Raw genomic sequence first — 22,245 nt, forward strand, 5'->3', positions numbered from 1 at the left:
TTCCTGTACGTCGCCGCGTGCGGGCTACTCGGCCTGGAGCGCGGCGAGTTGCTCCTCGAACGGCACCACCTGGAAGTCGTCTCCCGTACCGCCCGCGCGCGGCGCGTGGTGCACGGCGCCGCCCGTCATGAGCCCGGCCAGCTCGCCCGCGGCCCGCTCGATCCGGCCGTCGAGGCCCGCCGCGCCCCAGTCCTCGGAGGCGGCGTACACCGCGGTCGGCACGGTCATGGCCCGCAGATACGCGAACAGCGGGCGCAGCGCGTGCTCCAGGACGAGCGAGTGCCGGGCGCTGCCGCCGGTCGCGGCGAGCAGCACCGGCTTCCCGCTGATGGCGTCCTGGTCGAGCAGGTCGAAGAACGACTTGAACAGCCCGCTGTACGAGGCGGAGAACACCGGCGTGACCACGATCAGGCCGTCCGCCGACGCCACCGCGTCGAAGGCGCCCGACAGGGCCTTCCCGGGGAAGCCGCTGGTGAAGTTCTGCGCGATCTCCCGCGCGAGCTCCCGCACCTCGACGACCTCGACGACCTCGACGTCCACGGCGGCCTGCGCGCCCACGGCCGCCGCGAGCCGGTCCGCGAGCAGCCGGGTCGACGACGGGACACTCAGCCCGGCCGATACGACGGTCAGCTTCATGCGACGGTCACTCCTTCTTCGGCGGATTCCTCGGTGGTCTTCCCGGCTGCGAGCAGCGAGGCGTGGGTCGGCGCGTCGGGCACGCCCGCGGGCCGCAGCTTGGCGAACTCCTCGCGCAGAACCGGCACGACCTCCTCGCCGAGCAGGTCGATCTGCTCCAGGACGGTCTTGAGCGGCAGGCCCGCGTGGTCCATCAGGAACAGCTGGCGCTGGTAGTCGCCCGCGTACTCACGGAAGGACAGGGTCCGTTCGATCACCTGCTGCGGGGAGCCCACGGTCAGCGGTGTCTGCCGGGTGAAGTCCTCCAGGCTCGGCCCGTGCCCGTACACGGGCGCGTTGTCGAAGTACGGGCGGAACTCCCGTACCGCGTCCTGGGAGTTCTTAGCGATGAACGCCTGACCGCCGAGGCCGACGACGGCCTGCTCGGGGGTGCCGTGGCCGTGGTGCGCGTACCGCGTGCGGTACAGCTCGATCATCTTCTTGGTGTGGTCGGCCGGCCAGAAGATGTTGTTGTGGAAGAAGCCGTCACCGTAGTACGCGGCCTGCTCCGCGATCTCCGGCGAGCGGATGGAGCCGTGCCAGACGAACGGCGGTACGTCGTCCAGGGGGCGCGGCGTGGACGTGAAGCCCTGCAGCGGTGTGCGGAACCTGCCCTCCCAGTCCACCGTCTCCTCGCGCCACAGGCGGCGCAGGAGCGCGTAGTTCTCGATGGCGAGCGGGATGCCCTGCCGGATGTCCTTGCCGAACCACGGATAGACCGGGCCGGTGTTGCCGCGCCCCATCATCAGGTCCACGCGCCCGTCCGCGATGTGCTGGAGCATCGCGAAATCCTCCGCGATCTTCACGGGGTCGTTGGTGGTGATGAGGGTGGTGGAGGTGGAGAGGATCAGCCTCTCGGTCCGCGCCGCGACGTACCCGAGCATCGTGGTCGGTGACGACGGCACGAACGGCGGGTTGTGGTGCTCGCCCGTCGCGAAGACGTCGAGGCCGACCTCCTCGGCCTTCAGCGCGATGGCGATCATGGCCTTGATCCGCTCGCGCTCGGTCGGCGTGCGTCCCGTGGTCGGGTCCTGCGTGACGTCTCCGACAGTGAAGATCCCGAACTGCATGGGAGCCACCTCCGTGTGGGTCGGCATCGGCTAATAGTTGATGATTCAACTAGTGCGCTCAGCGTATCAGGCCGCGGAGATATTCCCTGAGTCGGGGCGCTGGGGAAAACCCCAGGTCAGCGGCTTTGTCAGGTCGAGTCGGACGGTTCCGCCCCGACGGCCCGCCGCAGGTGCTCGTACGGTTCCGCCCCGGCCGCCCGCCGCAGGTGCTCAGCGCGCTCGGCGGCCAGCTCAGCCAACGCCTCGACCGCCGCCGAACCGTGCACGGGCGCGACCCTGGCCGAGGCGGCCCGGGTCCTGTAACGCGGCACGCCGGTACGTGACGGCGGCCGAGCGGTACGAACGCCTCGGCGGCGCGGGGGCGTGCGCGGACGCATGGTGGCGTACGTACACCGACCCCGCGCCGCACGAGGCCGCCGCCGACCTCGACGACTGGTGCTGCGGCACGGCGACGGCGTCGAGGTCCACGGTCCGGCACCGGTGTCCGCCGCCCTGTGGCCGACGGACACCGGGCGGACGTAGGGCGTGGCGTGATCTGGGAGAAGGGGCTCCGGGGGTGTGGCTCGGCCGCGCCGTCAGGTCGGGGCGGGAGTGACGGCCCGGCGGTAGACCTGCCGCGATCCGCCCTCGGGACCGGGAGCGGCGGCCTCCCCGGGGACGAAGCCGAGCCGCTCGTAGAAGACCCGCGCACCACTGGCGACGGCCCCCGGGTGGTCGGCGCCGAACGTGACCACGTCGACGGTCCCCGGCTCCCGTACGAACCTGCGCAGCGCGTCGGCCAGCAGCGCCGAACCGACTCCCTGCCCCCGCACACGCGCCGAGACCACGAGCCAATCGACGTGGTACGTGGGGGAGTCGGGGCCGAAGAGCAGTCCGCCGACGATCTCCCGGCCGTCGTCGGCGACGGCGACGAGCGCGGTGGACCGGCGGAGGTGCTCGGTCAGGGCGCGGTGGAAGCCGGGCTCGTCGACCATCGGCCCGAACCAGTGCTCCACCTGGGCGGCCAGGGCGAGCAGGCCGGACAGGTCCGGCTCCCGCCCGAGTCCGACCCTCATGCGCCGCGGGGGCGATGGGCCCGTACGTCGACGGGGCGGCCGTCGGGGTCGCGCGCGGTCATCGTCCACTGCGCGGGCAGCGTCTCGATCTCGCCGACGGGCCGGCCGGCCGCCAGGAGGCGCTCGCGCACCTCGCACAGCTGGGCGTACGTCCCGACGCGCAGTCCCCAGCCCGCCCCGCCCAGGGGATCGGGCCCGGTCGTGGCGGCGGCGGGTGTCTCGACGACCATCAGGTGGTCGTTCCCGCCGACGTCGAGAGCGGCGATCCGGGGGCCGGACGGGGTGGCCGCACGCTCGAAGGCGAGTGCGGCCCCGAGGAGCCCCGTGTAGTACGTGACGAGCCGGTCGAGGTCGTCGGTCGCCAGTGTCAGGTGATTGATTCCGAGAAGATCGGACATGGTCGGGCAACCCTAGTGCAGTCGACTGCCGAACTGCCCGGGTAATACCGGGAGTTCAGGGGGTGAGGGCGTGTTCGGTGAAGCGCCCGCAGGAGCGGAAACCGAGGCGGCGGTAGACGGGTTCGCCATCGGTGGACGCCTGCAGGACCGCGAGGGGATGGTCCTGGTCGCGGGCCGTCTGGAGGGAGGCGAGCGTGATGGCCGTGCCGTGGCCGCGTCGGCGGTGGGAGGCCAGGGTGCAGATGTTGTAGATGCCGGCCACGCCCGCGTGTGAGAGCACTTCGGCTGAGCAGACGGGACGGCCGTCCACGTAGCCGACCAGGTAGGTGGCCGGGCAGCGCGCGGCGAGGGCCTGCGGGGCGGCCCGGGTGAAGAAGGTGCGGACGGTGTCGGCGGGCGGGGTCCAGTTCGCGGCGAGCACGGTGGCGTAGTCGGCGAGCTGCTCGGGTGTGGTCACCGCCCGGATGTCCAGCCCTCGGGCGGTGGGCGGCGGCAGGGTGTCGTCGAGCTCGGCCCACATGGCCGTCTCGTGCTCGGACGCGGGCAGACCGGCGGCCGTCAGACGGGCGGTGAGGTCCGTCGGGGCCGAGGCGGGCCCCACCCACCAGGAGAACCGGCGGCCGGTGCGCGCCACCGCCCGCGTGGTCTCGGCGATCCGTGCCGCGGCGGTGGCGGGCGTGAACCGTGCCGAGGCGACGATGTTGAAGGTGTCGTCGTCCAGGCCGCTGTCGGCGATCAGCAGGTCACCGCTCTCGGTGACGCTCGCACCGGTCATGTGCCGATGCAGATGACAGGCGTGTTCGGCCAGGTTCCGTTCCATCCGGTCCGTCACATCGGGTTCGTCGAGGAGAGGGGTGCTCATAGCCCTGATCCCAGCAGTTCCGGGTGCGGGCCGCACTAGGATTTGGGCCGATCCAGGCCGATCCAGGCCGATCCAGGCCGATCCAGGCCGATCCAGGCCGATCCAGGCCGATCGCCGCCGGGGAGGAGCCCCGGCGCCCCTACGCCCGGTACCAGAGGGAAGCCGCTAGTCCCAGGCCCGCCAGAGCGATGGCGATCCGCAGCGGCTTCTCCGGGAGGTGGCGATCGCCCGCTCACGGGGGGGGCAGGAGGGGCGGATCGTGGCCGTCATGCGGGAGATCCGGGCGACGATCGAGGGGGTGCTGGTGGACGTCTCCCTTCCCCTCCCCGCCCCTTCCCGAAAGTCCTGGCGGACGGCTTCCGGGGGCTGCGCCCCTGGCCCCGCTTTCCTGGCCGTAGTTCGGGTGCAGCTCCGTCGTGGCTGGTCGCGCAGTTCCCCGCGCCCCTAAAAACCGGGTCCGGGGCGTAGCCCCGGTTTCGGGAAGGGGCGGGGAGGGGAGAAGCACGCGGCGCCGAACCCCCGCATCCACCGATCGGCCGACCCCCGCGTCCCCCATCCCGCCCGCACCCCGCACCCGGTACGCCGACCACCCCAGGCCCCCCGCACCCCCAGGATGGACACCGCAGACAGGACCGAGGAGCGTGGGACGACCGTGACCAGAACGACCGCACAAGACCGCGCCCTGCTGAGCGCCGCCGCTCAGGGCGACCCCGAAGGCGTACGGGCCGCGCTCGCCGCCGGAGCGCAGCTGGAGGCGCGCGACGCCCAGGGCCGCACCGCCCTGCTGCTCGCCGCGAGCGCCGACCACCTCGGTGCGGCCCGCGAGCTGGTCGCCGCGGGTGCCGACCCGAACGCGCGGGACGCCCGCGACGACAGCCCGTGGCTGGTCACCGGAGTCACCGGCAGCGTCGCCATGATGCGGCTGCTGCTCCCGGCCGGCGCCAACCTGACCCTGCGCAACCGCTTCGGCGGCATCGCCCTGATCCCCGCCGCCGAACGCGGCCACGTCGACTACGTACGAGCCCTGCTGCGCGAGACGGACATCGACGTCGACCACGTCAACCACCTCGGCTGGACCGCCCTGTTGGAGGCCGTGATCCTCGGCGACGGCGGACGGGAGCACGAGGAGATCGTCGAGCTGCTGATCACCGCGGGCGCCACTCCGGGCCTCCCGGACGGCGACGGCGTCACCGCCCTGGAGCACGCCGAACGGCGCGGCTTCGACCGCATCGCCGGACTCCTGCGGGCCGTCCGATGAGCCGCGCGCGGCGCCCGCGCCGTACCGGCCTCGCCGTCGCGGCCGCGGCCGTCACCCTGCTCGCCGGATGCGGCCCCACGCAGGCCGCGGGACCGGGCGAGGGCGACGCGCCCGCGCCGGTCGCCCCCGGAGCCGAACCCGACGGGCGCACCCCCGAAGGCACCCTGCTCGTGGCCGACTTCGGCGGCGAGACCGTGACGTTCGTGGACCCGGAGAAGGGCCCGATCGACACGGTCCAGGTCGGCACCGCCCCGTACGGCCTCGTCGTCGGCGAGGACGGCAGGGCCTGGGTCGCGACCGCCGAGGGCGTCGCCGTCGTCGACACCCGCAAGCGCGAGCGCCTGGCGGTCATCCCGTACGAGACGGACTCCGGGCCATCCGCGACGGGCGAGTACCGCGGTGGCGGCATGGGCATCGCGCTCGCGCCGGACGGCGAGCAGGTGTACGTGGGCGTCAACGTGCCGGGCGGGAACGGGGTGTTGGAGACCATCGACACCCGGACCCGCGAGGTGACCGACACCGCGCCGGTGGGCCGACGCCCCTTCGACGTGGACGTCTCGCGGGACGGCCGCGAGGTGTACGCCACCGATCACGACTCCTTCGACGTGACCGTGGTGTGCGCCGACGGCGAGGGCGAGCCGCGCCGTATCGAGGTCGCCCCGTACGGGACCGAGGGCGGCCTCGGCTCCTGGCTGAAGCCGCACTACGCGGTGGTACGGCCCTCCGACGGGAAGCTGCTCTTCCCGTTCGAGGGCGAGAGGCTGGTCGTGGTCGACCCGCGGACCGGCGCGTCCCGCATCGAGCCGATGACCGCGAACACGCATCAGCACGGGGCCACGATCACCGAGGACGGCACTCTCTTCGTCGTCGGCACCGGCCCCATCGGCTCGTCCGACGAGGACCCGTCGCTCACGATCCGTACGAAGGACGGCGAGGAGCGGGTGGTCCCGCTGGACGGACCGCACGAGGACGTCGCCGTCTCCCGGGACGGCCGCACGGCTTACGTCAGCGGCGGCTTCACGCGCGACGGGTACTGGCACGGCATCACGATCGTCGACGTGCCGAGCGGAAAGACGTCCCGGCTCACGGCGGGGGAGCGGCCGTTGGGCATCGCCGTGCTGTGAGCGGCGTACGGAGCGTGCTGTGAGGTGGCGTACGGAGTGTGCTGTGAGCGGCGTACGGAGCGTGTTGTGAGCGGCGTATGGAGCGGGCGTGGGCGTCCGAGTTGATAGGCAAGTCGTCACTTGCCTATGCTGGGGGCGTGGCCGATGACCTGTTCAAAGCCTTGGCCGACCCCACCCGTCGCACCATCCTCGACGAGCTCGCGGACCGCTCAGGGCAGACACTGTTCGAGATCTGCGGGCGGCTGAGCATGAAGCACCAGCTCGGCCTCTCGCGCCAGGCGGTCTCGCAGCACCTCGCCGTGCTCGAGTCCGCGGGGCTCGTCGAGACCAGGCGGGAGGGCCGCTACAAGTACCACGACCTGAACACGGCCCCGCTCCGGCAGATCACCGAGCGGTGGCCCGTGCCCGACGCCTCAAGGCCCGAGGAGAGCACCCCATGAAGATCCATCTGACCAGCGTCTTCGTCGACGACCAGACGAAGGCCGAGCGCTTCTACACCGAGATCCTGGGCTTCGTGAAGAAGCACGACGTCCCGGTCGGCGGAGAGGACCGCTGGCTGACCGTCGTCTCGCCGGAGGAGGCGGAGGGCACCGAACTCCTCCTGGAGCCCGCGGGCCACCCGGCCGTCAAGCCCTACCGCGACGCCCTCGTCGCGGACGGCATCCCGATCGCCCAGTTCGCCGTCACCGACGTACAGGCGGAGTACGAGCGGCTCACCGGTCTCGGCGTCCACTTCACCCAGGAGCCCGTGGAGATGGGCCCGGTCACGACGGCCGTCTTCGACGACACCTGCGGCAATCTCATCCAGATCGCCACCCAGCCGAAGTAGCCGCAGGAAGCAGCCGAAGCGCCGCCCCCCCGAGCCTCAGCAGCCCAGCCGAAGCAGTCGCGATCACCCGTCCTGCGCCGCGGACGTGCCGGCCGCCCGGAGCTAGAGCGTGCCCCGCAACCCCTCCGCCGAGTCCGCCACCCGTTGCAGCAACTCCAGGAACGTGGACTGTTCGTCCGGGTTCAGCGGGGCCAGGAAGATCTGGTTCATCCGGGCCGTACGGGGGGACAGGCGCCGGTGGACGCGCCGCCCCTCGTCCGTGGCGTGCAGGACCGAGCGGCGGCCGTCCTTCGGATCGCGGACCTTGTCGAGCAGACCGCGGTCGACCAGGCGGCGGATCACCTCGGCGACCGTGGAGCGGTCCAGGCCGACGCGCTCGCCCACCGACCGCTGATCCATGCCGCCCTCGCCCACCAGCGCGTTGAGCACCGCGAACTGCGGCGAGGTGACGTCCTCGGAGACGACCGTGTGCCACAGCAGGGTGTGCGCCTGCTGCAGCCGGCGGGCCAGGTGGCCGGGATGCGTACTGAGGTCGAGCGCGGGCACGTACGTCCTTCCGTCGGCGGCGAGGTGCCCTCGTACCGAGATGCTCTCCGTACCGAGATGCTCCTTGCACTGAGGGTCTTGACCCAGGCCAGACATGATGCCACGCTTCGGACTCACACAGAGATAGTCAGTGCACTGATTAATTCTCCGGGGGCCAACCCCCGGGGTTGATGCTCGTGCTGACGGAACCTGCGTGAAGGCGGGAGCGTACGGATGGACAAGGTGGTGGCCACGGCCGCCGAGGCCGTGGCCGACGTCCGGGACGGGGCGTCGTTCGCGGTCGGCGGCTTCGGCCTGAGCGGAGTGCCGAACGCGCTGATCGAGGCGGTGCACGCGCGCGGCGTCGGCGGCCTGGAGGTCGTGTCGAACAACTGCGGGGCCATGGACTCCGGGCTCGCCGTGCTGCTCGCGGCCGGCCGGATCGCCCGCGTGACCGGCTCGTACATCGGCGCCAACAAGGAGTTCGCGCGCCAGTACCTAGCCGGTGAGCTGGAGGTCGAGCTGATCCCGCAGGGCACCCTCGCCGAACGGCTGCGCGCGGGCGGTGCCGGGATCCCCGCGTTCTACACGCCCGCGGGCGTCGGCACCCAGGTCGCCGAGGGCGGGCTGCCGTGGCGGTACGACGGGGACGGCGGCGTCGCGCTCGCCTCGCCGCCGAAGGAGGTGCGGGAGTTCGACGGCACCGAGTACGTCCTGGAGCGCGGCATCCGCACCGACTTCGCCCTCGTACGGGCCGCGAAGGGCGACCGGCACGGCAACCTCGTGTTCGCCAAGTCCGCGCGGAACTTCAACCCGCTCGCCGCGATGGCCGGACGCGTCACCGTCGCGGAGGTGGAGGAGCTGGTCGAGCCCGGCGAGATCGACCCCGACCAGGTGCACGTGCCGGGGATCTTCGTGCAGCGCGTCGTCGCGCTCACCCCCGGGCAGGCGGCCGACAAGCGGATCGAGCAGAGGACGGTGCGGACCCGATGAGCTGGACCAGGGACGAGATGGCGGCCCGCGCCGCCCGCGAACTGCGGGGCGGCGAGTACGTCAACCTCGGCATCGGACTGCCCACGCTGATCCCGGGCCACCTGCCGCCCGGCGTCGAGGTCGTCCTCGAATCGGAGAACGGCATCCTCGGCACGGGCCCGTACCCGTACGAGGACGAGGTCGACCCGGACCTCATCAACGCGGGCAAGGAGACGGTCACCGTCCTTCCCGGGGCGTCGTTCTTCGATTCGGCGCTGTCCTTCGGGATGATCCGCGGCGGCCACATCGACGTCGCCGTGCTCGGCGCGATGCAGGTGTCGGCGCGCGGCGACCTCGCCAACTGGGCCGTGCCCGGCAAGCTCGTCACCGGCATCGGCGGCGCCATGGACCTGGTGCACGGCGCCCGCCGGGTGATCGTCACCATGACCCACACCGCCAAGGACGGCAGCCCCAAGCTCGTGGACGAGTGCACGCTGCCGCTCACCGGGAAGGCCTGCGTCGACCGGATCGTCACCGACCTCGGCGTCCTCGACGTGACCGAGGACGGCCTCGCCCTGGTCGAGACCGCGCCCGGCGTCACCGCCGACGAGATCGTCGCCCGCACCGCCACCAAGGTGCACATCCCCGAGGAGGTCGTCCGATGAAGAACGCCGCTAAGGACGTGTACGTCGTCGACGCGGTGCGCACCCCCGTCGGCAAGTACGGCGGCGGACTCGCCGGGGTCCGCCCCGACGACCTGGCCGCCCATGTCATCCGTGAACTCCTCGCCCGTACACCGGAGTTGGACCCGTCCCTGATCGGCGACGTGTACGTCGGCAACGCCAACGGCGCAGGCGAGGAGAACCGCAACGTCGCCCGCATGGCCACGCTGCTCGCCGGGCTGCCCACCTCCGTGCCCGGCGCCACCGTCAACCGGCTCTGCGCCTCCGGCCTCGAAGCGGTGATCCAGGCGGCCCGCGCCATCGCCGTCGGGGACGCCCACGTCGCCCTCGCGGGCGGCGTCGAGTCGATGAGCCGCGCGCCGTACGTGCTGCCCAAGAGCGAGCGGGCCTTCCCGGCCGGGCACGCCGAGCTGTACTCGACCACCCTCGGCTGGCGCATGGTCAACCCGAGGATGGCGCCCGAGTGGACCGTGCCGCTCGGCGAGTCCGCCGAACTCATCGCCGACAAGCACCGGATCAGCCGCGCACAGCAGGACGCGTACGCCCTGCGCAGCCACGAGAAGGCGGCCGAGGCCTGGGAGAAGGGGCTGTTCGCGGACGAGGTCGTGCCCGTCCCCGTGCCCGCGCGCAAGGGCGACCCGGTGCCGTTCGCACGCGACGAGTCGCTCCGCCCGGACACCTCGCTCGACGCCCTCGCCCGCCTGAAGCCCTCGTTCCGCCCCGTCTCCGACTCCGACTCCGACTCCGACTCCGACTCCGGGACCGTCACCGCGGGCAACGCCTCGGCGCTCAACGACGGCGCTTCCGCGCTGCTCCTCGCCGACGAGGAAGGGCTGCGCGCGAGCGGTCGTACGCCGCTGGCGCGGATCTCAGCGACCGGTGTGGCCGGTCTCGACCCGCAGTACTTCGGGCTCGCCCCGGTCGAGGCCGTCCACCGTGCCCTCGACAAGGCGGGAAAGAGCTTCGCCGACCTGTCGACCCTGGAACTGAACGAGGCCTTCGCCGCGCAGGTCCTCGGCTGTGTCGCCGAGTGGCCGGAGTTCGACCCGGCCGTGCTCAACCCGCAGGGCGGCGCCATCGCCCTCGGCCACCCCCTCGGTGCCTCCGGCGCCCGGCTCGCCGGGACCGTCGCGCACCAGCTCGCCCGCAAGGGCTCCGGGGTGGGCGTGGCCACCCTGTGCATCGGTGTCGGCCAGGGCCTCGCCCTCGTACTCGAACGCTAGGAGTTGACGTCCATGACCGAGACCACCCGCACCGTGCCCGAACAGGCCCGCCCCGCCGACGAGTTGACGCAGGCGGACATCGACCGCCAGATGGCGCGCGAGCGCGAGGCGTACGAGAAGAGGCTCGCCGAGGGCGCCGAGCCGAGCCACCACCCGCGGCGCGAATACGCCCCGTACCGATCCAGCGCGCTCCGCCACCCCACCCAGCCCCCCGTCGTCATCGACACCCGGCTCGACCCCGAGGCCGTCGAACTCTCCTCGCCCGCCTTCGGCGAGACCGACGTCACCGAGCTCGACAGCGACCTCACCCGGCAGCACCAGGGCGAGCCGCTCGGCGAACGCATCACCGTCAGCGGCCGGCTCCTCGACCGCGAAGGGCGGCCCGTGCGCGGCCAGCTGATCGAGCTCTGGCAGGCCAACGCCTCCGGCCGCTACGCCCACCAGCGCGACCAGCACCCCGCGCCCCTCGACCCCCACTTCACCGGTGTGGGGCGGGTGCTGACCGGCGACGACGGCTCCTACCGCTTCACCACCATCAAGCCCGGGGCCTACCCGTGGCGCAACCACACCAACGCCTGGCGGCCCGCCCACATCCACTTCTCGCTGTTCGGCTCGGCCTTCACACAGCGCCTCGTCACCCAGATGTACTTCCCGGGCGACCCGCTCTTCGCGTACGACCCGATCCTGCAGTCCGTCACCGACGAGGCCGCCCGCGCCCGCCTCGTCGCCGCCTACGACCACGATCTGTCCCGGCCCGAATGGTCCCTCGGCTACCACTGGGACATCGTGCTCGACGGCCCCGCCGCCACCTGGATCGAGGAGGGACGCTGACATGAGCAGCCACACCCGGCCCGCGCCCACCCCGTCGCACACCGTCGGTCCCTTCTACGGCTACGCCCTGCCCTTCCCCGGCGGCCCCGACGCCGCCCCGCACGCCCACCCCGACACCGTCACCGTGCACGGCCGGGTCCTCGACGGCGCGGGCGCACCCGTACCGGACGCCCTCCTGGAGTTCTGGGGCCCGGATGCGGAAGGCCGACTCCCGCGGCGCGGCGGCTCGTTGCGGCGCGATCCGGTCACCGGTGGCTTCCTCGGCCGCAACGGCGTCGACTTCACCGGCTTCACGCGCGTCGCCACCGACGCCGACGGCCACTGGGCGATCCGCACCCTGCGCCCCGGCGCCCGCGACGGCCGCGCCCCGTACCTGAGCGTCTGCGTGTTCGCCCGCGGCCTCACCCACCACCTGTTCACGCGCGTGTACGTGCCGGACGCCTCCGGGAGCGGTGCCGAGGCCGATCCGCTCCTCGCCGCGCTGCCCGCCGAGCGCCGGGCAACGCTCCTCGCCACCCCCGAACCGCACGCCACGTACCGCTTCGACCTGCGCCTGCAAGGGCCGGACGAAACGGTGTTCCTGGAGTTCTCTTGACGTACGAGGAGGGCACGGGCGGCGGGTTCGACGTCGGGTTGCTCGCGCCAGGCCGGGTGGCGTCGCCCGCCGAACACGCCACCGGTGACCGGGAGTTCCTGCGGGCCATGCTGGACGCCGAGGCGGCCCTGACGCGGGCCCAGGCCGAACTCGGCCTCGCGCCCGAGCGGGCCGCTGATGCCGTGGCCGAGGCCGCGCGTGCCGAGTGGTTCGACGTCCGCGACCTCGCTGTGCGCGCCCGCGCGGGCGGCAACCCGGTGATTCCGCTGGTCGCGGACCTCACGGCGGCGGTGCCGGAGGAGGCCGCGGCGTATGTGCACCGGGGGGCGACGAGCCAGGACATCCTGGACTCGGCGGCGATGCTGGTCGCGTCCCGCGTCCTTGACCTGCTCGTACCCGAACTCGACCGGGCGGCACAGGAGTTGGGCGGCCTCGCCGCCGCCCACCGCGACACCCCGATGCCGGGTCGCACGCTCACCCAGCACGCCGTGCCCACGACCTTCGGCCTGAAGGCGGCGGGCTGGCGCTCCCTGATCCTCGACGCCCGGGACCGTCTCGTCGTCGTACGGGCGGGGCTGCCCGCTCAACTCGGCGGTGCGGCGGGGACGTTGGCGGCGTTCGGGGAGTTCGGGGAGTTCGGGGAGTTCGGGGCGATTGGTGAGGCGGTGGAGTTCGGCGAGGACGGGGGAGTGGGGGAGGGGGGCTCGGGGGTCGTGCTGCTCGCCGCCTACGCCCGTCAACTCGGTCTGACCGCACCGGAGTTGCCTTGGCATGCGTTGCGTACGCCGGTCGCGGACCTGGCCGGTGCGCTCGCGTTCGCGGCGGGCGCACTCGGGAAGTTCGCCGCCGATGTGCTCGTGCTCTCCCGTACCGAGATCGGCGAACTCGCCGAGGGCGGCGGGGGAGGCTCGTCGGCCATGCCGCACAAGGCCAACCCGGTACGGTCCACGCTGATCGCCGCCGCGGCCCGTCGCGCCCCCGCCCTCGCGGCGACGCTGTACGGAAGCGTGGCGGCGGAGGACGAACGGCCCGCCGGGGCGTGGCACGCCGAGTGGGAGACGCTCCGGGACCTGCTGCGCACGGTGGGCGGGGCCGCGCGTGACGCCGCCGAACTCGCCGCCGGGCTGCGGGTGTTCCCCGACCGGATGCGGGCCCACCTGGACCTCACGGACGGCCTGATCGTCTCCGAACGCCTGGCCGCGGCGCTGTCCGGTGTGCTGGGCCGGGGGCGGGCGAAGCGACTCCTGGCCGACGTGGCCGCCGAGTCCCGTGCGGGCGGTGGCGGCATGGCGGAGACGTTGGCCGCGCACTTGGCCCGTGCGGGGCTCGACGAGGCGGCGGTGCGGGCGCTCGACCTTCCGGGCCTCGCGGACCCGGCTCGCTACACGGGCGCGGCCGCGGTGCTTGTCGAGCGGGCGCTCGGGCGTTGGTGAGGGGTGTTGGCCATCAGCCCCTTCCTGGCTGCGTCCGGTCTCCCTCGGGGCTCCGCCCCCGAGCCCCTGCCCGGGCTGCCGCCCCTGGGCCCCGCCTCGGGGCTCCGCCCCGGACCCCGCTTCGGGGGCCAGCCCCCGGACCCCCGCTTCTCAAACGCCGGAGGGGCTGGATTTCTCGTCCGTTTCCGGATCTCCGCTCCGAGCCCTGCCCGGGGCTGCCGCCCCTGGACCCCGCTTCGGGGCTCCGCCCCGGACCCCGCTTCGGGGGCCAGCCCCCGGACCCCCGCTCCTCAAACGCCGGAGGGGCTGGATTTGCCCCGCTCCTCAGGCGTCAGAGGGGCTGGATCGAACGCCGCAGGGGCTGGATTTGCCCCCGCTCCTCCAACCCAGACGGGCCGACCCTGCGGCCCAACCCCAACCCGACCAATGAGCCGCCCATGAGCACCCACCAGATCCCCGACCGCCCCCACCTGCACCACCACACCGCCGGCCCCCCGACCGCCCCCGCGCTCCTCCTCGGGCCCTCCCTCGGCACTTCCACCGCGCTGTGGGACGCCGTTGCGCCCGAGTTGAGTTCGGCGTTCCGTACCGTGCGGTGGGATCTTCCGGGGCACGGCCGGTCGCCCGCCGAGCTTGTCGCGCCCGGTGCCACCGTCGCCCAACTCGGCGCCCTGGTACTGGAGTTGGCCGACCATCTCGGCATCGACCGGTTCCACTACGCGGGCGTCTCGCTCGGCGGGGCCGTCGGCCTCTGGCTGGCCGTGCACCACCCCGAGCGGGTCGACCGGCTCGCCGTAGTCTGCTCCTCCGCGCACTTCGGGCCGCCCGAGCCGTGGCACGAACGGGCCGCCCTCGTCAGGGCGTCGGGCACGGGGGCGGTCGCCGACGGGGCGCCGGGGCGGTGGTTCACGCCCGGATTCCTGGAGCGCGGGGACGGACAGCTCGGGCACACGCTCGTCGACGACCTGCGGAACACCGACCCGCAGGCGTACGCGGCCTGCTGCGACGCGCTCGCCGTGCTCGACCTGCGCCCCGACCTGCCGTCCGTCACCGCGCCCACGCTGGTGCTCGCCGGGCGGGACGACCCGGCCACGCCCCCCGCGCACGCCCGGGAGATCGCCGACGCGGTCCCCGGCGCCCGGCTCACGGAACTGGCGCACACCTCGCACCTCGCACCCGCCGAACAACCCGCCGCCGTACTGGCCGCCCTGCGCGACCACTTCGCCGCACCCGGCCCCGGCCGTGGCATGGCGGTGCGCCGCGAGGTGCTCGGCGACGCCCACGTCGACCGGGCCCAGGCCCGTACAACCGCGCTCACGGCCGGATTCCAGGATTTCATCGCCCGCTACGCCTGGGGCGAGATCTGGACCGACCCCACCCTGAGCCGCCGCGACCGCAGCCTCGTCACGCTCACCGCCCTCGTCGCCCACCACCACCTCGACGAACTCGCGATGCACGTGCGCGCCGCCGTACGCAACGGTCTCAGGCCGGAGGAGATCGGCGCGGTGCTGCTGCAGTGCGGCGTGTACGTCGGCGTGCCCGCCGCCAATGCCGCGCTCGCGGTGGCCCAGCGGGTCCTGGCCGAGGACGGTCTGGACGGGCTCGACGGTGGTCTGGACGGGCTCGACGGTGGTCTGGACGGCCCACGGGGCACAGACGCCTCCGCCTGAGCCGCGCAGCCCGTACCTCTGGGCCGATCCGTGCGGCGGAAAGCCGCCGGACCTATTGACACCACCCGGAGGTCCGGGCAGCATCTCAGCCAAGTTAATTAACTATCTAGTGCGTTAACTGCACGTGTCAGGGTGCGGTCGCACTTCCAGGAAGTACCTCCCCTCGGGCGCAGCCCTCCGCGAGCCGCCCGGTATCCTGCCTCTCCCCCGAGGAGCCCCCGTGTCCCACCAGGAAGCCGCCCCGGTGCCGTCCGCGCCGTCGACAGGCAAGCCGCGCAAGGCAGCCTTCGCCGCCTGGATCGGCAGCGCGCTCGAGTACTACGACTTCTTCATCTACGGCAGCGCCGCCGCCCTGGTCTTCCCGAAGGTCTTCTTCAACCCGGACGACCCGGCCACCGCCACGCTGATCTCGCTCGCGACCTTCGGCGTCGCCTACGCGGCCCGCCCCGTCGGCGCCCTCTTCCTCGGCCACATCGGCGACCGCGTCGGCCGCCGCACGATCATGGTGTGGACGCTCGTCCTCATGGGCCTGTCCACGTTCCTGATCGGCTGCCTTCCCACGTACGCCCAGGCCGGCACCCTCGCGCCCACGCTGCTCGTCCTGATGCGCGTCCTACAGGGACTCTCCGCCGCCGGCGAGCAGGCCAGCGCCAACGCCATGACTCTGGAACACGCCCCGGAACACCGCCGCGGCTACTACACCAGCTTCACGCTCAACGGGACCCAGGCCGGGCAGATCCTCGCCACCCTCGCGTTCATCCCGGTCGCCGCGCTGCCCGACGAGCAGCTCTACACCTGGGGCTGGCGCATCCCCTTCCTGCTGAGCGCGGTCGTCGCCGTCATCGGGTGGATCATCCGCCGCACCCTCGACGAGACCCCGGTGTTCCAGGAGGCCACCGCCCACGCGGCCGTCGCGAAGATGCCGCTCGCCGAGCTGCTCGTGAACCACTGGGCGAGCGTCCTGCGCGTGATCTGCGCGGCCCTGATCGCCACGGTCAGCACGATCTTCTCCGTCTGGGCCCTCGCGTACGCCACGAGTGATGCCGTCGGACTCGACAAGACCGGCATGCTCTGGGTCAACGGCTGCGCCAACGCGGTCGCCCTGCTCGCCATCCCGCTCTGGGCCAAGCTCTCCGACCGCATCGGCCGCAAGCCGGTCTTCCTCATCGGCGCGATCGGCTGCGCCGTGCTGATCTTCGTCTACCTGTGGGCGATCTCCCTCGGCAGCTACCCGCTGGTCTTCGCCGTCGGCGTGCTCTTCTTCGGCGTCGTCTACAGCGCGGCCAACGGGATCTGGCCGTCGTTCTACGGGGAGATGTTCCCGGCTCGGGTGCGGCTCTCGGGGATGGCTGTCGGCACCCAGATCGGCTTTGCCGTCGCCGGGTTCGCCGTCAGCATCGCCGAGCGGATCGCGGGTGGGGACGGTTCCAACTGGGTGGGGGTCGCGGTGTTCTCCGCTGCCGTGTGTGTCATCTGCGCTGTGGCGGTGGCTACGGGGCGTGAGACGCACAAGGTGCCTACCGCTGAACTCGGGCTTCGGCCAGGTGAGTTGGCGGCCACCTCTGCCCCTGTGAGCACGGTCAAGGCGGAGTCGGCGGCCCTCTGACGGCTGGCTGCGCGTGCTCTGTCCCCAGTCCCGCCCCTTCCCGTAACTGGGGCTCCGCCCCAGACCCCGCTCCTCAATCGCCGGAGGGGCTGAGTTTCCCGGAGAAGCTGAGCCCCCCGGAAAGCCCCACCAGAAAGGCGCCCCACCCCGTGTCCTCGTCCTCGTACCTCACCGGACTGATCGGTTCCGGTATCGGGCCCTCGCTCAGCCCCGCCCTGCACGAACGTGAGGCGGCGCGGCACGGTGTGCCGCTGCTCTACCGCACCCTCGACCTCGACGTGCTCGGCACCCCGCCCGAGGAGGTGGGCGAGCTCCTGCGCGCCGCCCGCCTCCTCGGTTTCGACGGGCTGAACATCACGCACCCCTGCAAGCAGCTCGTCATCGAGCATCTTGACGAACTCGCGCCGGAAGCAGCCGAGTTGGGCGCCGTCAACACCGTCGTCCTGCGCGACGGGCGCGCCGTCGGACACAACACCGACGTCACCGGCTTCGCCAAGGCCTTCGCGCGCGGCCTGCCCGACGCGTCCACCGGCCACGTCGTGCAGCTCGGCGCGGGCGGGGCCGGTGCCGCCGTCGCGCACGCCCTGCTCAACCTCGGCGTCGACCGGCTCACCGTCTGCGACACCGACCCGGCACGTGCCACCGCCCTCGCCGACGCGCTCACCACCCGCTTCGGCGCGGGCCGCGCGGACGCCGGCCGGCCCGCCGACGTCAGCACCGCCGACGGCCTCGTACACGCCACCCCGACCGGCATGGCCGCGCACCCCGGCCTTCCGCTCCCGGCCGAGCTGCTCCGCCCCGAACTCTGGGTCGCCGAGGTCGTCTACCGGCCACTGCACACCCAACTCCTCGACATCGCAGCCGAGTTGGGCTGCCGCACCGTCGACGGCGGCGGCATGGCCGTCTTCCAGGCCGCCGACGCGTTCCGCCTCTTCACCGGGCTCGAACCGCACACCGAGGCCATGCTCGCGGACTTCGCCCAGCTCACCGAACCCGCCGCCCCGTTCGCCGGAGGTCGCCATGGTTAGTGCCCAACTCGCCGCGTACGAACCGGTGTCAGCCCACGATGCCCCCGATGCCCCCGAAGTGCGGCTCGGCGCCCGGAAGTCCATCGCCACCGTCTCGCTCAGCGGCCCGCTCTCCGAGAAGCTCACCGCCATCGCCGCGGCCGGATTCGACGGCGTCGAGATCTTCGAGAACGACCTGCTCGGCACGCCCCTCAGCCCTGAGGAGATCCGCGCCCGCTGCGCCGACCTCGGCCTCGCCATCGACCTCTACCAGCCGATGCGTGACGTCGAGGCCGTCCCCGAGGACGTCTTCGTACGCAATCTGCGGCGCGCGGAGCGGAAGTTCGACGTGATGCGCAGGCTCGGCGCCGACCTGCTGCTCGTCTGCTCCAGCGTCGACCCGCGCGCCCTGGACGACGACGCCCTCGCCGCCGAGCAGCTGCGCCGCCTCGCCGAGCGCGCCCATGAGCACGGCATCCGGATCGCGTACGAGGCGCTCGCCTGGGGGCGGCACGTCGACACGTACGACCACGCCTGGCGCATCGTCGAGCAGGCCGATCACCAGGCGCTCGGCACCTGTCTGGACTCCTTCCACATCCTGTCGCGCGGCAGCGACGTCTCCGGCATCGCCGGCATCCCGGGCGAGAAGATCTTCTTCCTGCAGCTCGCGGACGCCCCGAAGCTCGCCATGGACGTCCTGCAGTGGAGCCGCCACCACCGCTGCTTCCCGGGCCAGGGCGGCCTCGATGTCGCCTCCGTCGTCTCGGCCGCCGCGCGGGCCGGGTACGACGGGCCGCTCTCCCTCGAAGTGTTCAACGACGTGTTCCGGCAGGCCGACGCCGCCCAGACCGCCGTGGACGCGCTGCGTTCCCTGCTCGTCCTGGAGGAGTCCGCCGGTCTCTCCGCGCCGCCCGTCCCGTCCCTGCCCACCGGCTTCGCCTTCGCCGAACTGGCCACACCCGACACCGAACCCGTACGGGCCGTCCTCGACGCGCTCGGCTTCGCCCGCACCGGACGGCACACCTCCAAGCCGGTCGAACTGTGGGAGCAGGGGGCCGCCCGCCTCCTCCTCAACTCCGGTGCCGGATCGAGGCGTTACGGGCCGACGCTCGCCGCCGTCGGCCTGGAGACCCCCGACCCGGCGCAGGCCGCACGCCGCGCCGAGGCCCTGCTCGCGCCCGTCGTGCCGCGCCGCCGCGCTCTTGGCGACGCGCCCCTCGACGCGGTCGCCGCACCCGACGGCACCGAGCTGTTCTTCTGCCGCACCGACCGGCCCGACCACCCGAGCTGGACCGGCGACTTCGAGCCCCTACCCGTAAGCCCGCAGGAGCGGCCGGGGCACGTCCGGCGCATCGACCATGTGGCGCTGACCCAGCCCTGGCACCAGTTCGACGAGGCGGTCCTGTTCCACCGGGGCGTGCTCGGGCTCACCGTGCACGAGAGCCTCGACCTCGCCGACCCGTACGGCCTGTTCCGCAGCCGGGCCGTCGCGGGGCCGGGGGGCGGGGTGCGCCTCGCCCTCAACGTGGCGCCGGGGCCCGGGGCCGACGACCAGATGCTCCAGCACATCGCCCTCGCCACCGACGACGTGATCGCCGCCGCCCGCGCCGTGCGGGCCCGCGGCGCCGCCCTGCTCCCCATCCCCGCCAACTACTACGACGACCTGGCCGCCCGCCACGACCTCGACCCCCGGCTCCTCGAAGACCTGCGGGAGTCGGGCGTCCTCTACGACCGCGACGAGCACGGCGAGTTCCTGCACTGCTACACCGCCGCCGTAGGCCGCGTCTTCTTCGAGTTGGTCCAGCGCACCGGCGACCACCAGGGCTACGGCGCCCGGAACGCGGGCATCAGGCTCGCCGCGCAGTACGCACATCAGCACCACCCGTGACACTGCCGCCCAGCGGGCGGTCCTGGCCCCGGAGATACACTGACCGGCCCGGACCGCCCGCACCGAGGAGCCGCATGGCCGCCGTACCCCCGTCGACCGCCCCGTCGAAGGACCCTTCGAAGGACCCCGCGCCCGGCAACGGCAAGCGCACCCGGGACAAGGCGCGCACGCAGGCGGAGATCCTCGACGTGGCCACGGAGGAGTTCGCGCGGCTCGGCTTCACCGGGGCCCGGGTCGACGAGATCGCCGCGCGGACGCAGACCACGAAGCGGATGATCTACTACTACTTCGGCAGCAAGGAGCAGCTGTTCACGGCTGTCCTGGAGCGGGCGTACGCGGTCATCCGCCGCCAGGAGCAGCAGCTGGACGTCGAGGGCCTGGAGCCGGTCGCCGCGATCCGGCGGCTCGCCGAGCTCACCTTCGACCACCACGATGCGCACCCCGACTTCATCCGCCTCGTCTCCATCGAGAACATCCACGAGGCCGAGCACATCGCGTCCGCCCCGAGCCTCGGCGACCTCAGCTCGCCCGCGATCGAGGTGCTGTCCCGCATCCTCGACGAGGGCCGGGCGCAGGGCGTGTTCACGGCGGAGGTCGACGCGGTCGACCTGCACGCGCTGATCAGCTCGTTCTGCTTCTTCCGGGTCGCCAACCGGCACACGTTCCAGGCCCTGTTCGCCCGCGACCTGACGGCGAAGGACACCCGGGAGCACTACCGCACGATGCTCTCCGACATGGTGATCGCCTACTTGACGACGACGGCGACGACGGCGACGGCGACGCCGCCGACCGACCGCTGAAGGAGCCCGAAATCTCCTCAATCGCCGGAGGGGCTCACGGCAGCAGATACGCCTTGCGCCACAGCCGCATGCCCGGGGCGCCGATGAGGCCCGCGTCCTGAAGGAACGGCATGATCCGCTCGCCGCCGTACCGCATCGTCCTGCGGTAGTGCGGATTGGCGTGCGCGGTGCGCCAGGCCTCCCTGGGGTCGAGGCCGACCGCCGCGTACGCCTTGGGGTGGATCAGGCTGCGGGAGATGAAGAACGACACCAGGGCGATCATGAACTGCTGGTAGCGCAGCTCGGCGCGGCCCAACTCCGGTACGCCGCGCAGCACTTCCTCGCGCGCGAACGTGACGTGCCGGGCCTCCTCCATGATGTGGATGCGGTTGACCATCCGCATCAGCGGCTGCACGGAGTCGTCGCCCGCCATCTCCCGCTGGAGCTTGTCGAGCACCTCCTCGGCGACCAGGATCGAGCCGTACATCGCCGGTCCGTACGCGAGCGTCGGCAGGACCTTGGCCAGGCGGCGCAGATACTCCGGCGGTCCGTACGCCGGGCAGTCGATGCGCTCGACGAGGCGGGCGAACATCGTGACGTGCCGGCACTCCTCGGCGACCTCGGTCAGCGCGTACTGCGTGTGCCGTTTCGTGGGATCGCTGTCGTAGACCTCCTTCAACAGCATCTGCATCAGCAGGATCTCGAACCACAGGCCGACGCTGGCGATCGTCGCCATCTCGTGCCTGCCGAGTTCGCGCCGCTGCTCCTCGCTCATCCGCTCCCACAGCGGGGTGCCGTAGAGCGAGACGCGGTGCGGCAGCAGGTACTGCTTGTCGTCCGCGAGGGGCGCGTCCCAGTCGATGTCGATCGCGGGGTCGTAGAACTTCTTCGCCGACGACGAGAGCAGGCGGGCGGCGGTCTTCTCGCGGTCCGGAACGGCCGTTCGCTCCTTGGGAGTTGACTCGGTTCGGGGCAGTGCACGGGCCATGGGCGGCTCACTCCTCGGGGTGCCGAGAAACTGTTACTTCGAGGTAACTGTTACCCCCGGTAGCATGTAGCGTGTGCCGCGTGGCGGTCAAGGGCGGGGAACCAGGACGGTCGGCCGACGGACGCAGGGAACGGTGGCGCACCCACCGGGCCGCGCGCCGCGAGGAGTTCATCGACGCGGCCCTGCGCGCCCTCGCGCGGCACGGGCCCGAACTGCGGGTCGACCAGGTCGCGGCCGAGGCCGGCGTCAGCAAACCCGTCCTGTACCGGCAGTTCAACGGCAAGACCGATCTGCTCGAAGCCCTGCACGAGCGGGCCACGACACTGTTCATGGCAGCCCTCGTGCCCGCCCTCGACGACTCCCTCGCCCCGATCGTCCAAGTCCGCACCGCACTCGACGCGTTCTTCGCCGTACTCGACCAACACCCCAACCTCTACCGCCTGGTGAACCGCACCATCCCCGAGGGCCCGCTCGCCGAGGGCTCCGCCGTACGGGCGGGGAAGGAGCTCGCCGCCGCCACCCTCACCCGGATCTTCGACGAGCGGCTGCACGCCCTCGGCCTCGACACCCGCGACGCCGCACCCCTCGCCCAGGCGGTCGTCGGCCTGGTCCACAACACCGCCGAGTGGTGGCTCACGACCCGGGCGACGACCCGCGCCGCCACCGTCGACTTCCTCACCCCCGTCGCCTGGGCGGCCATCGCCGGCCACCTCGCCCGGCACGGCGTCCACCTCGACCCGCACCGTCCCCAGCCAGCGCACGAGGAGATCTGAC

At 72.6% G+C, this 22,245-nt stretch carries 24 protein-coding genes; 16 read left to right on the forward strand and 8 right to left on the reverse strand.

Annotated elements, in window-relative coordinates:
* Window positions 1–24 precede the first annotated feature (24 nt).
* The 6 genes from QIT00_RS11685 to QIT00_RS11710 form a co-directional block, all read right to left on the reverse strand.
* Window positions 25–636, reverse strand: coding sequence for a CE1759 family FMN reductase (locus tag QIT00_RS11685; RefSeq protein ID WP_282535111.1), 612 nt, complete (start codon window positions 634–636; stop codon window positions 25–27).
* Window positions 633–1,745: an LLM class flavin-dependent oxidoreductase gene (locus QIT00_RS11690; protein WP_282535162.1), complete on the reverse strand. Its 1,113-nt coding sequence runs from the start codon at window positions 1,743–1,745 to the stop codon at window positions 633–635. The genes QIT00_RS11685 and QIT00_RS11690 overlap by 4 nt, the downstream gene beginning before the upstream one ends.
* Window positions 1,746–1,873: 128 nt before the next feature.
* A complete protein-coding gene (locus QIT00_RS11695) occupies window positions 1,874–2,056 on the reverse strand; it encodes a hypothetical protein (RefSeq protein ID WP_282535112.1) in 183 nt (60 codons plus the stop codon).
* Between the two features lie 264 nt (window positions 2,057–2,320).
* Window positions 2,321–2,800: a GNAT family N-acetyltransferase gene (locus QIT00_RS11700; RefSeq protein WP_282535113.1), complete on the reverse strand. Its 480-nt coding sequence runs from the start codon at window positions 2,798–2,800 to the stop codon at window positions 2,321–2,323.
* Complete coding sequence (locus QIT00_RS11705) at window positions 2,797–3,198, reverse strand: VOC family protein (protein ID WP_282535114.1); 402 nt, start codon at window positions 3,196–3,198, stop codon at window positions 2,797–2,799. Before QIT00_RS11705 ends, QIT00_RS11700 begins: the two co-directional genes overlap by 4 nt.
* Before the next feature lie 55 nt (window positions 3,199–3,253).
* Window positions 3,254–4,018: a GNAT family N-acetyltransferase gene (locus QIT00_RS11710; protein ID WP_282535163.1), complete on the reverse strand. Its 765-nt coding sequence runs from the start codon at window positions 4,016–4,018 to the stop codon at window positions 3,254–3,256.
* Between the two features lie 694 nt (window positions 4,019–4,712).
* Between QIT00_RS11710 and QIT00_RS11715 the strand changes: the two genes are divergently transcribed.
* The 4 genes from QIT00_RS11715 (at window position 4,713) to QIT00_RS11730 (ending at window position 7,271) form a co-directional block, all read left to right on the forward strand.
* Window positions 4,713–5,318: an ankyrin repeat domain-containing protein gene (locus tag QIT00_RS11715; protein ID WP_282535115.1), complete on the forward strand. Its 606-nt coding sequence runs from the start codon at window positions 4,713–4,715 to the stop codon at window positions 5,316–5,318.
* Entirely contained in the window at window positions 5,315–6,442 is a 1,128-nt protein-coding gene (locus tag QIT00_RS11720; RefSeq protein WP_282535116.1) for a YncE family protein, read from the forward strand. Before QIT00_RS11715 ends, QIT00_RS11720 begins: the two co-directional genes overlap by 4 nt.
* Window positions 6,443–6,579: 137 nt before the next feature.
* Entirely contained in the window at window positions 6,580–6,882 is a 303-nt protein-coding gene (locus QIT00_RS11725) for an ArsR/SmtB family transcription factor (protein ID WP_282535117.1), read from the forward strand.
* A complete protein-coding gene (locus QIT00_RS11730) occupies window positions 6,879–7,271 on the forward strand; it encodes a VOC family protein (protein ID WP_282535118.1) in 393 nt (130 codons plus the stop codon). Before QIT00_RS11725 ends, QIT00_RS11730 begins: the two co-directional genes overlap by 4 nt.
* Before the next feature lie 102 nt (window positions 7,272–7,373).
* Here the strand turns inward: QIT00_RS11730 and QIT00_RS11735 are convergent, their stop codons facing one another.
* Window positions 7,374–7,817 (reverse strand): MarR family winged helix-turn-helix transcriptional regulator, encoded by a 444-nt coding sequence (locus tag QIT00_RS11735; protein ID WP_282535164.1) that lies wholly within the window; start codon window positions 7,815–7,817, stop codon window positions 7,374–7,376.
* A gap of 213 nt (window positions 7,818–8,030) precedes the next feature.
* On the opposite strand from QIT00_RS11735, the gene QIT00_RS11740 reads away from it, so the two are divergent.
* From QIT00_RS11740 to QIT00_RS11790, 11 genes are all read left to right on the forward strand, one after another.
* The gene (locus QIT00_RS11740; RefSeq protein WP_282535119.1) at window positions 8,031–8,789 is read left to right on the forward strand and encodes a CoA transferase subunit A; all 759 of its coding nucleotides are present in this window, start codon (window positions 8,031–8,033) and stop codon (window positions 8,787–8,789) included.
* Window positions 8,786–9,433 (forward strand): CoA transferase subunit B, encoded by a 648-nt coding sequence (locus QIT00_RS11745; RefSeq protein WP_282535120.1) that lies wholly within the window; start codon window positions 8,786–8,788, stop codon window positions 9,431–9,433. The genes QIT00_RS11740 and QIT00_RS11745 overlap by 4 nt, the downstream gene beginning before the upstream one ends.
* Complete coding sequence (locus QIT00_RS11750) at window positions 9,430–10,674, forward strand: thiolase family protein (protein WP_282535121.1); 1,245 nt, start codon at window positions 9,430–9,432, stop codon at window positions 10,672–10,674. Before QIT00_RS11745 ends, QIT00_RS11750 begins: the two co-directional genes overlap by 4 nt.
* A gap of 12 nt (window positions 10,675–10,686) precedes the next feature.
* A complete protein-coding gene (pcaH, locus tag QIT00_RS11755; protein ID WP_282535122.1) occupies window positions 10,687–11,505 on the forward strand; it encodes a protocatechuate 3,4-dioxygenase subunit beta in 819 nt (272 codons plus the stop codon).
* Between the two features lies 1 nt (window position 11,506).
* On the forward strand, window positions 11,507–12,100 hold the full coding sequence (pcaG, locus tag QIT00_RS11760) for a protocatechuate 3,4-dioxygenase subunit alpha (RefSeq protein WP_282535123.1): 594 nt from the start codon (window positions 11,507–11,509) through the stop codon (window positions 12,098–12,100).
* On the forward strand, window positions 12,097–13,533 hold the full coding sequence (gene pcaB, locus QIT00_RS11765; protein WP_282535124.1) for a 3-carboxy-cis,cis-muconate cycloisomerase: 1,437 nt from the start codon (window positions 12,097–12,099) through the stop codon (window positions 13,531–13,533). Before pcaG ends, pcaB begins: the two co-directional genes overlap by 4 nt.
* 437 nt (window positions 13,534–13,970) lie before the next feature.
* On the forward strand, window positions 13,971–15,203 hold the full coding sequence (gene pcaDC, locus QIT00_RS11770; protein WP_282535125.1) for a bifunctional 3-oxoadipate enol-lactonase/4-carboxymuconolactone decarboxylase PcaDC: 1,233 nt from the start codon (window positions 13,971–13,973) through the stop codon (window positions 15,201–15,203).
* A gap of 220 nt (window positions 15,204–15,423) precedes the next feature.
* Window positions 15,424–16,809, forward strand: coding sequence for an MFS transporter (locus QIT00_RS11775; RefSeq protein WP_282535126.1), 1,386 nt, complete (start codon window positions 15,424–15,426; stop codon window positions 16,807–16,809).
* A gap of 149 nt (window positions 16,810–16,958) precedes the next feature.
* Window positions 16,959–17,837, forward strand: coding sequence for a shikimate dehydrogenase (locus QIT00_RS11780; protein WP_282535127.1), 879 nt, complete (start codon window positions 16,959–16,961; stop codon window positions 17,835–17,837).
* Window positions 17,830–19,704 (forward strand): bifunctional sugar phosphate isomerase/epimerase/4-hydroxyphenylpyruvate dioxygenase family protein, encoded by a 1,875-nt coding sequence (locus QIT00_RS11785; RefSeq protein ID WP_282535128.1) that lies wholly within the window; start codon window positions 17,830–17,832, stop codon window positions 19,702–19,704. Before QIT00_RS11780 ends, QIT00_RS11785 begins: the two co-directional genes overlap by 8 nt.
* Before the next feature lie 74 nt (window positions 19,705–19,778).
* Window positions 19,779–20,504, forward strand: a complete 726-nt coding sequence (locus QIT00_RS11790; RefSeq protein ID WP_282535129.1) for a TetR/AcrR family transcriptional regulator — start codon at window positions 19,779–19,781, stop codon at window positions 20,502–20,504.
* A 34-nt stretch (window positions 20,505–20,538) separates the two neighbouring features.
* On the opposite strand, the gene QIT00_RS11795 is transcribed toward QIT00_RS11790, so the two are convergent.
* Entirely contained in the window at window positions 20,539–21,471 is a 933-nt protein-coding gene (locus tag QIT00_RS11795; protein WP_282535130.1) for an AurF N-oxygenase family protein, read from the reverse strand.
* A gap of 80 nt (window positions 21,472–21,551) precedes the next feature.
* Here QIT00_RS11795 and QIT00_RS11800 point away from each other — a divergent pair, with 80 nt between their 5' ends.
* Window positions 21,552–22,244 carry a TetR/AcrR family transcriptional regulator gene (locus QIT00_RS11800; RefSeq protein ID WP_282535131.1) on the forward strand — a complete coding sequence of 231 codons (693 nt, stop codon included), beginning with the start codon at window positions 21,552–21,554 and terminating at the stop codon, window positions 22,242–22,244.
* The last annotated feature ends 1 nt before the right edge of the window (window position 22,245 follow it).

The sequence above is a fragment of the Streptomyces luteolus genome (assembly GCF_029968015.1).
Lineage (GTDB): Bacteria > Actinomycetota > Actinomycetes > Streptomycetales > Streptomycetaceae > Streptomyces > Streptomyces luteolus.

What these genes read in the sequence shown, in the direction of transcription:
- pcaH (WP_282535122.1), top strand. Translation starts at nt 10,687, where the DNA reads ATGACCGAGACCACCCGCACCGTGCCCGAACAGGCCCGCCCCGCCGAC.
- QIT00_RS11685 (WP_282535111.1), bottom strand. Translation starts at nt 636, where the DNA reads ATGAAGCTGACCGTCGTATCGGCCGGGCTGAGTGTCCCGTCGTCGACC.
- QIT00_RS11705 (WP_282535114.1), bottom strand. Translation starts at nt 3,198, where the DNA reads ATGTCCGATCTTCTCGGAATCAATCACCTGACACTGGCGACCGACGAC.
- QIT00_RS11790 (WP_282535129.1), top strand. Translation starts at nt 19,779, where the DNA reads ATGGCCGCCGTACCCCCGTCGACCGCCCCGTCGAAGGACCCTTCGAAG.
- QIT00_RS11730 (WP_282535118.1), top strand. Translation starts at nt 6,879, where the DNA reads ATGAAGATCCATCTGACCAGCGTCTTCGTCGACGACCAGACGAAGGCC.
- QIT00_RS11745 (WP_282535120.1), top strand. Translation starts at nt 8,786, where the DNA reads ATGAGCTGGACCAGGGACGAGATGGCGGCCCGCGCCGCCCGCGAACTG.
- QIT00_RS11740 (WP_282535119.1), top strand. Translation starts at nt 8,031, where the DNA reads ATGGACAAGGTGGTGGCCACGGCCGCCGAGGCCGTGGCCGACGTCCGG.
- QIT00_RS11795 (WP_282535130.1), bottom strand. Translation starts at nt 21,471, where the DNA reads ATGGCCCGTGCACTGCCCCGAACCGAGTCAACTCCCAAGGAGCGAACG.
- QIT00_RS11700 (WP_282535113.1), bottom strand. Translation starts at nt 2,800, where the DNA reads ATGAGGGTCGGACTCGGGCGGGAGCCGGACCTGTCCGGCCTGCTCGCC.
- QIT00_RS11720 (WP_282535116.1), top strand. Translation starts at nt 5,315, where the DNA reads ATGAGCCGCGCGCGGCGCCCGCGCCGTACCGGCCTCGCCGTCGCGGCC.
- pcaDC (WP_282535125.1), top strand. Translation starts at nt 13,971, where the DNA reads ATGAGCACCCACCAGATCCCCGACCGCCCCCACCTGCACCACCACACC.
- pcaG (WP_282535123.1), top strand. Translation starts at nt 11,507, where the DNA reads ATGAGCAGCCACACCCGGCCCGCGCCCACCCCGTCGCACACCGTCGGT.
- QIT00_RS11710 (WP_282535163.1), bottom strand. Translation starts at nt 4,018, where the DNA reads ATGGAACGGAACCTGGCCGAACACGCCTGTCATCTGCATCGGCACATG.
- QIT00_RS11690 (WP_282535162.1), bottom strand. Translation starts at nt 1,745, where the DNA reads ATGCAGTTCGGGATCTTCACTGTCGGAGACGTCACGCAGGACCCGACC.
- QIT00_RS11750 (WP_282535121.1), top strand. Translation starts at nt 9,430, where the DNA reads ATGAAGAACGCCGCTAAGGACGTGTACGTCGTCGACGCGGTGCGCACC.
- QIT00_RS11785 (WP_282535128.1), top strand. Translation starts at nt 17,830, where the DNA reads ATGGTTAGTGCCCAACTCGCCGCGTACGAACCGGTGTCAGCCCACGAT.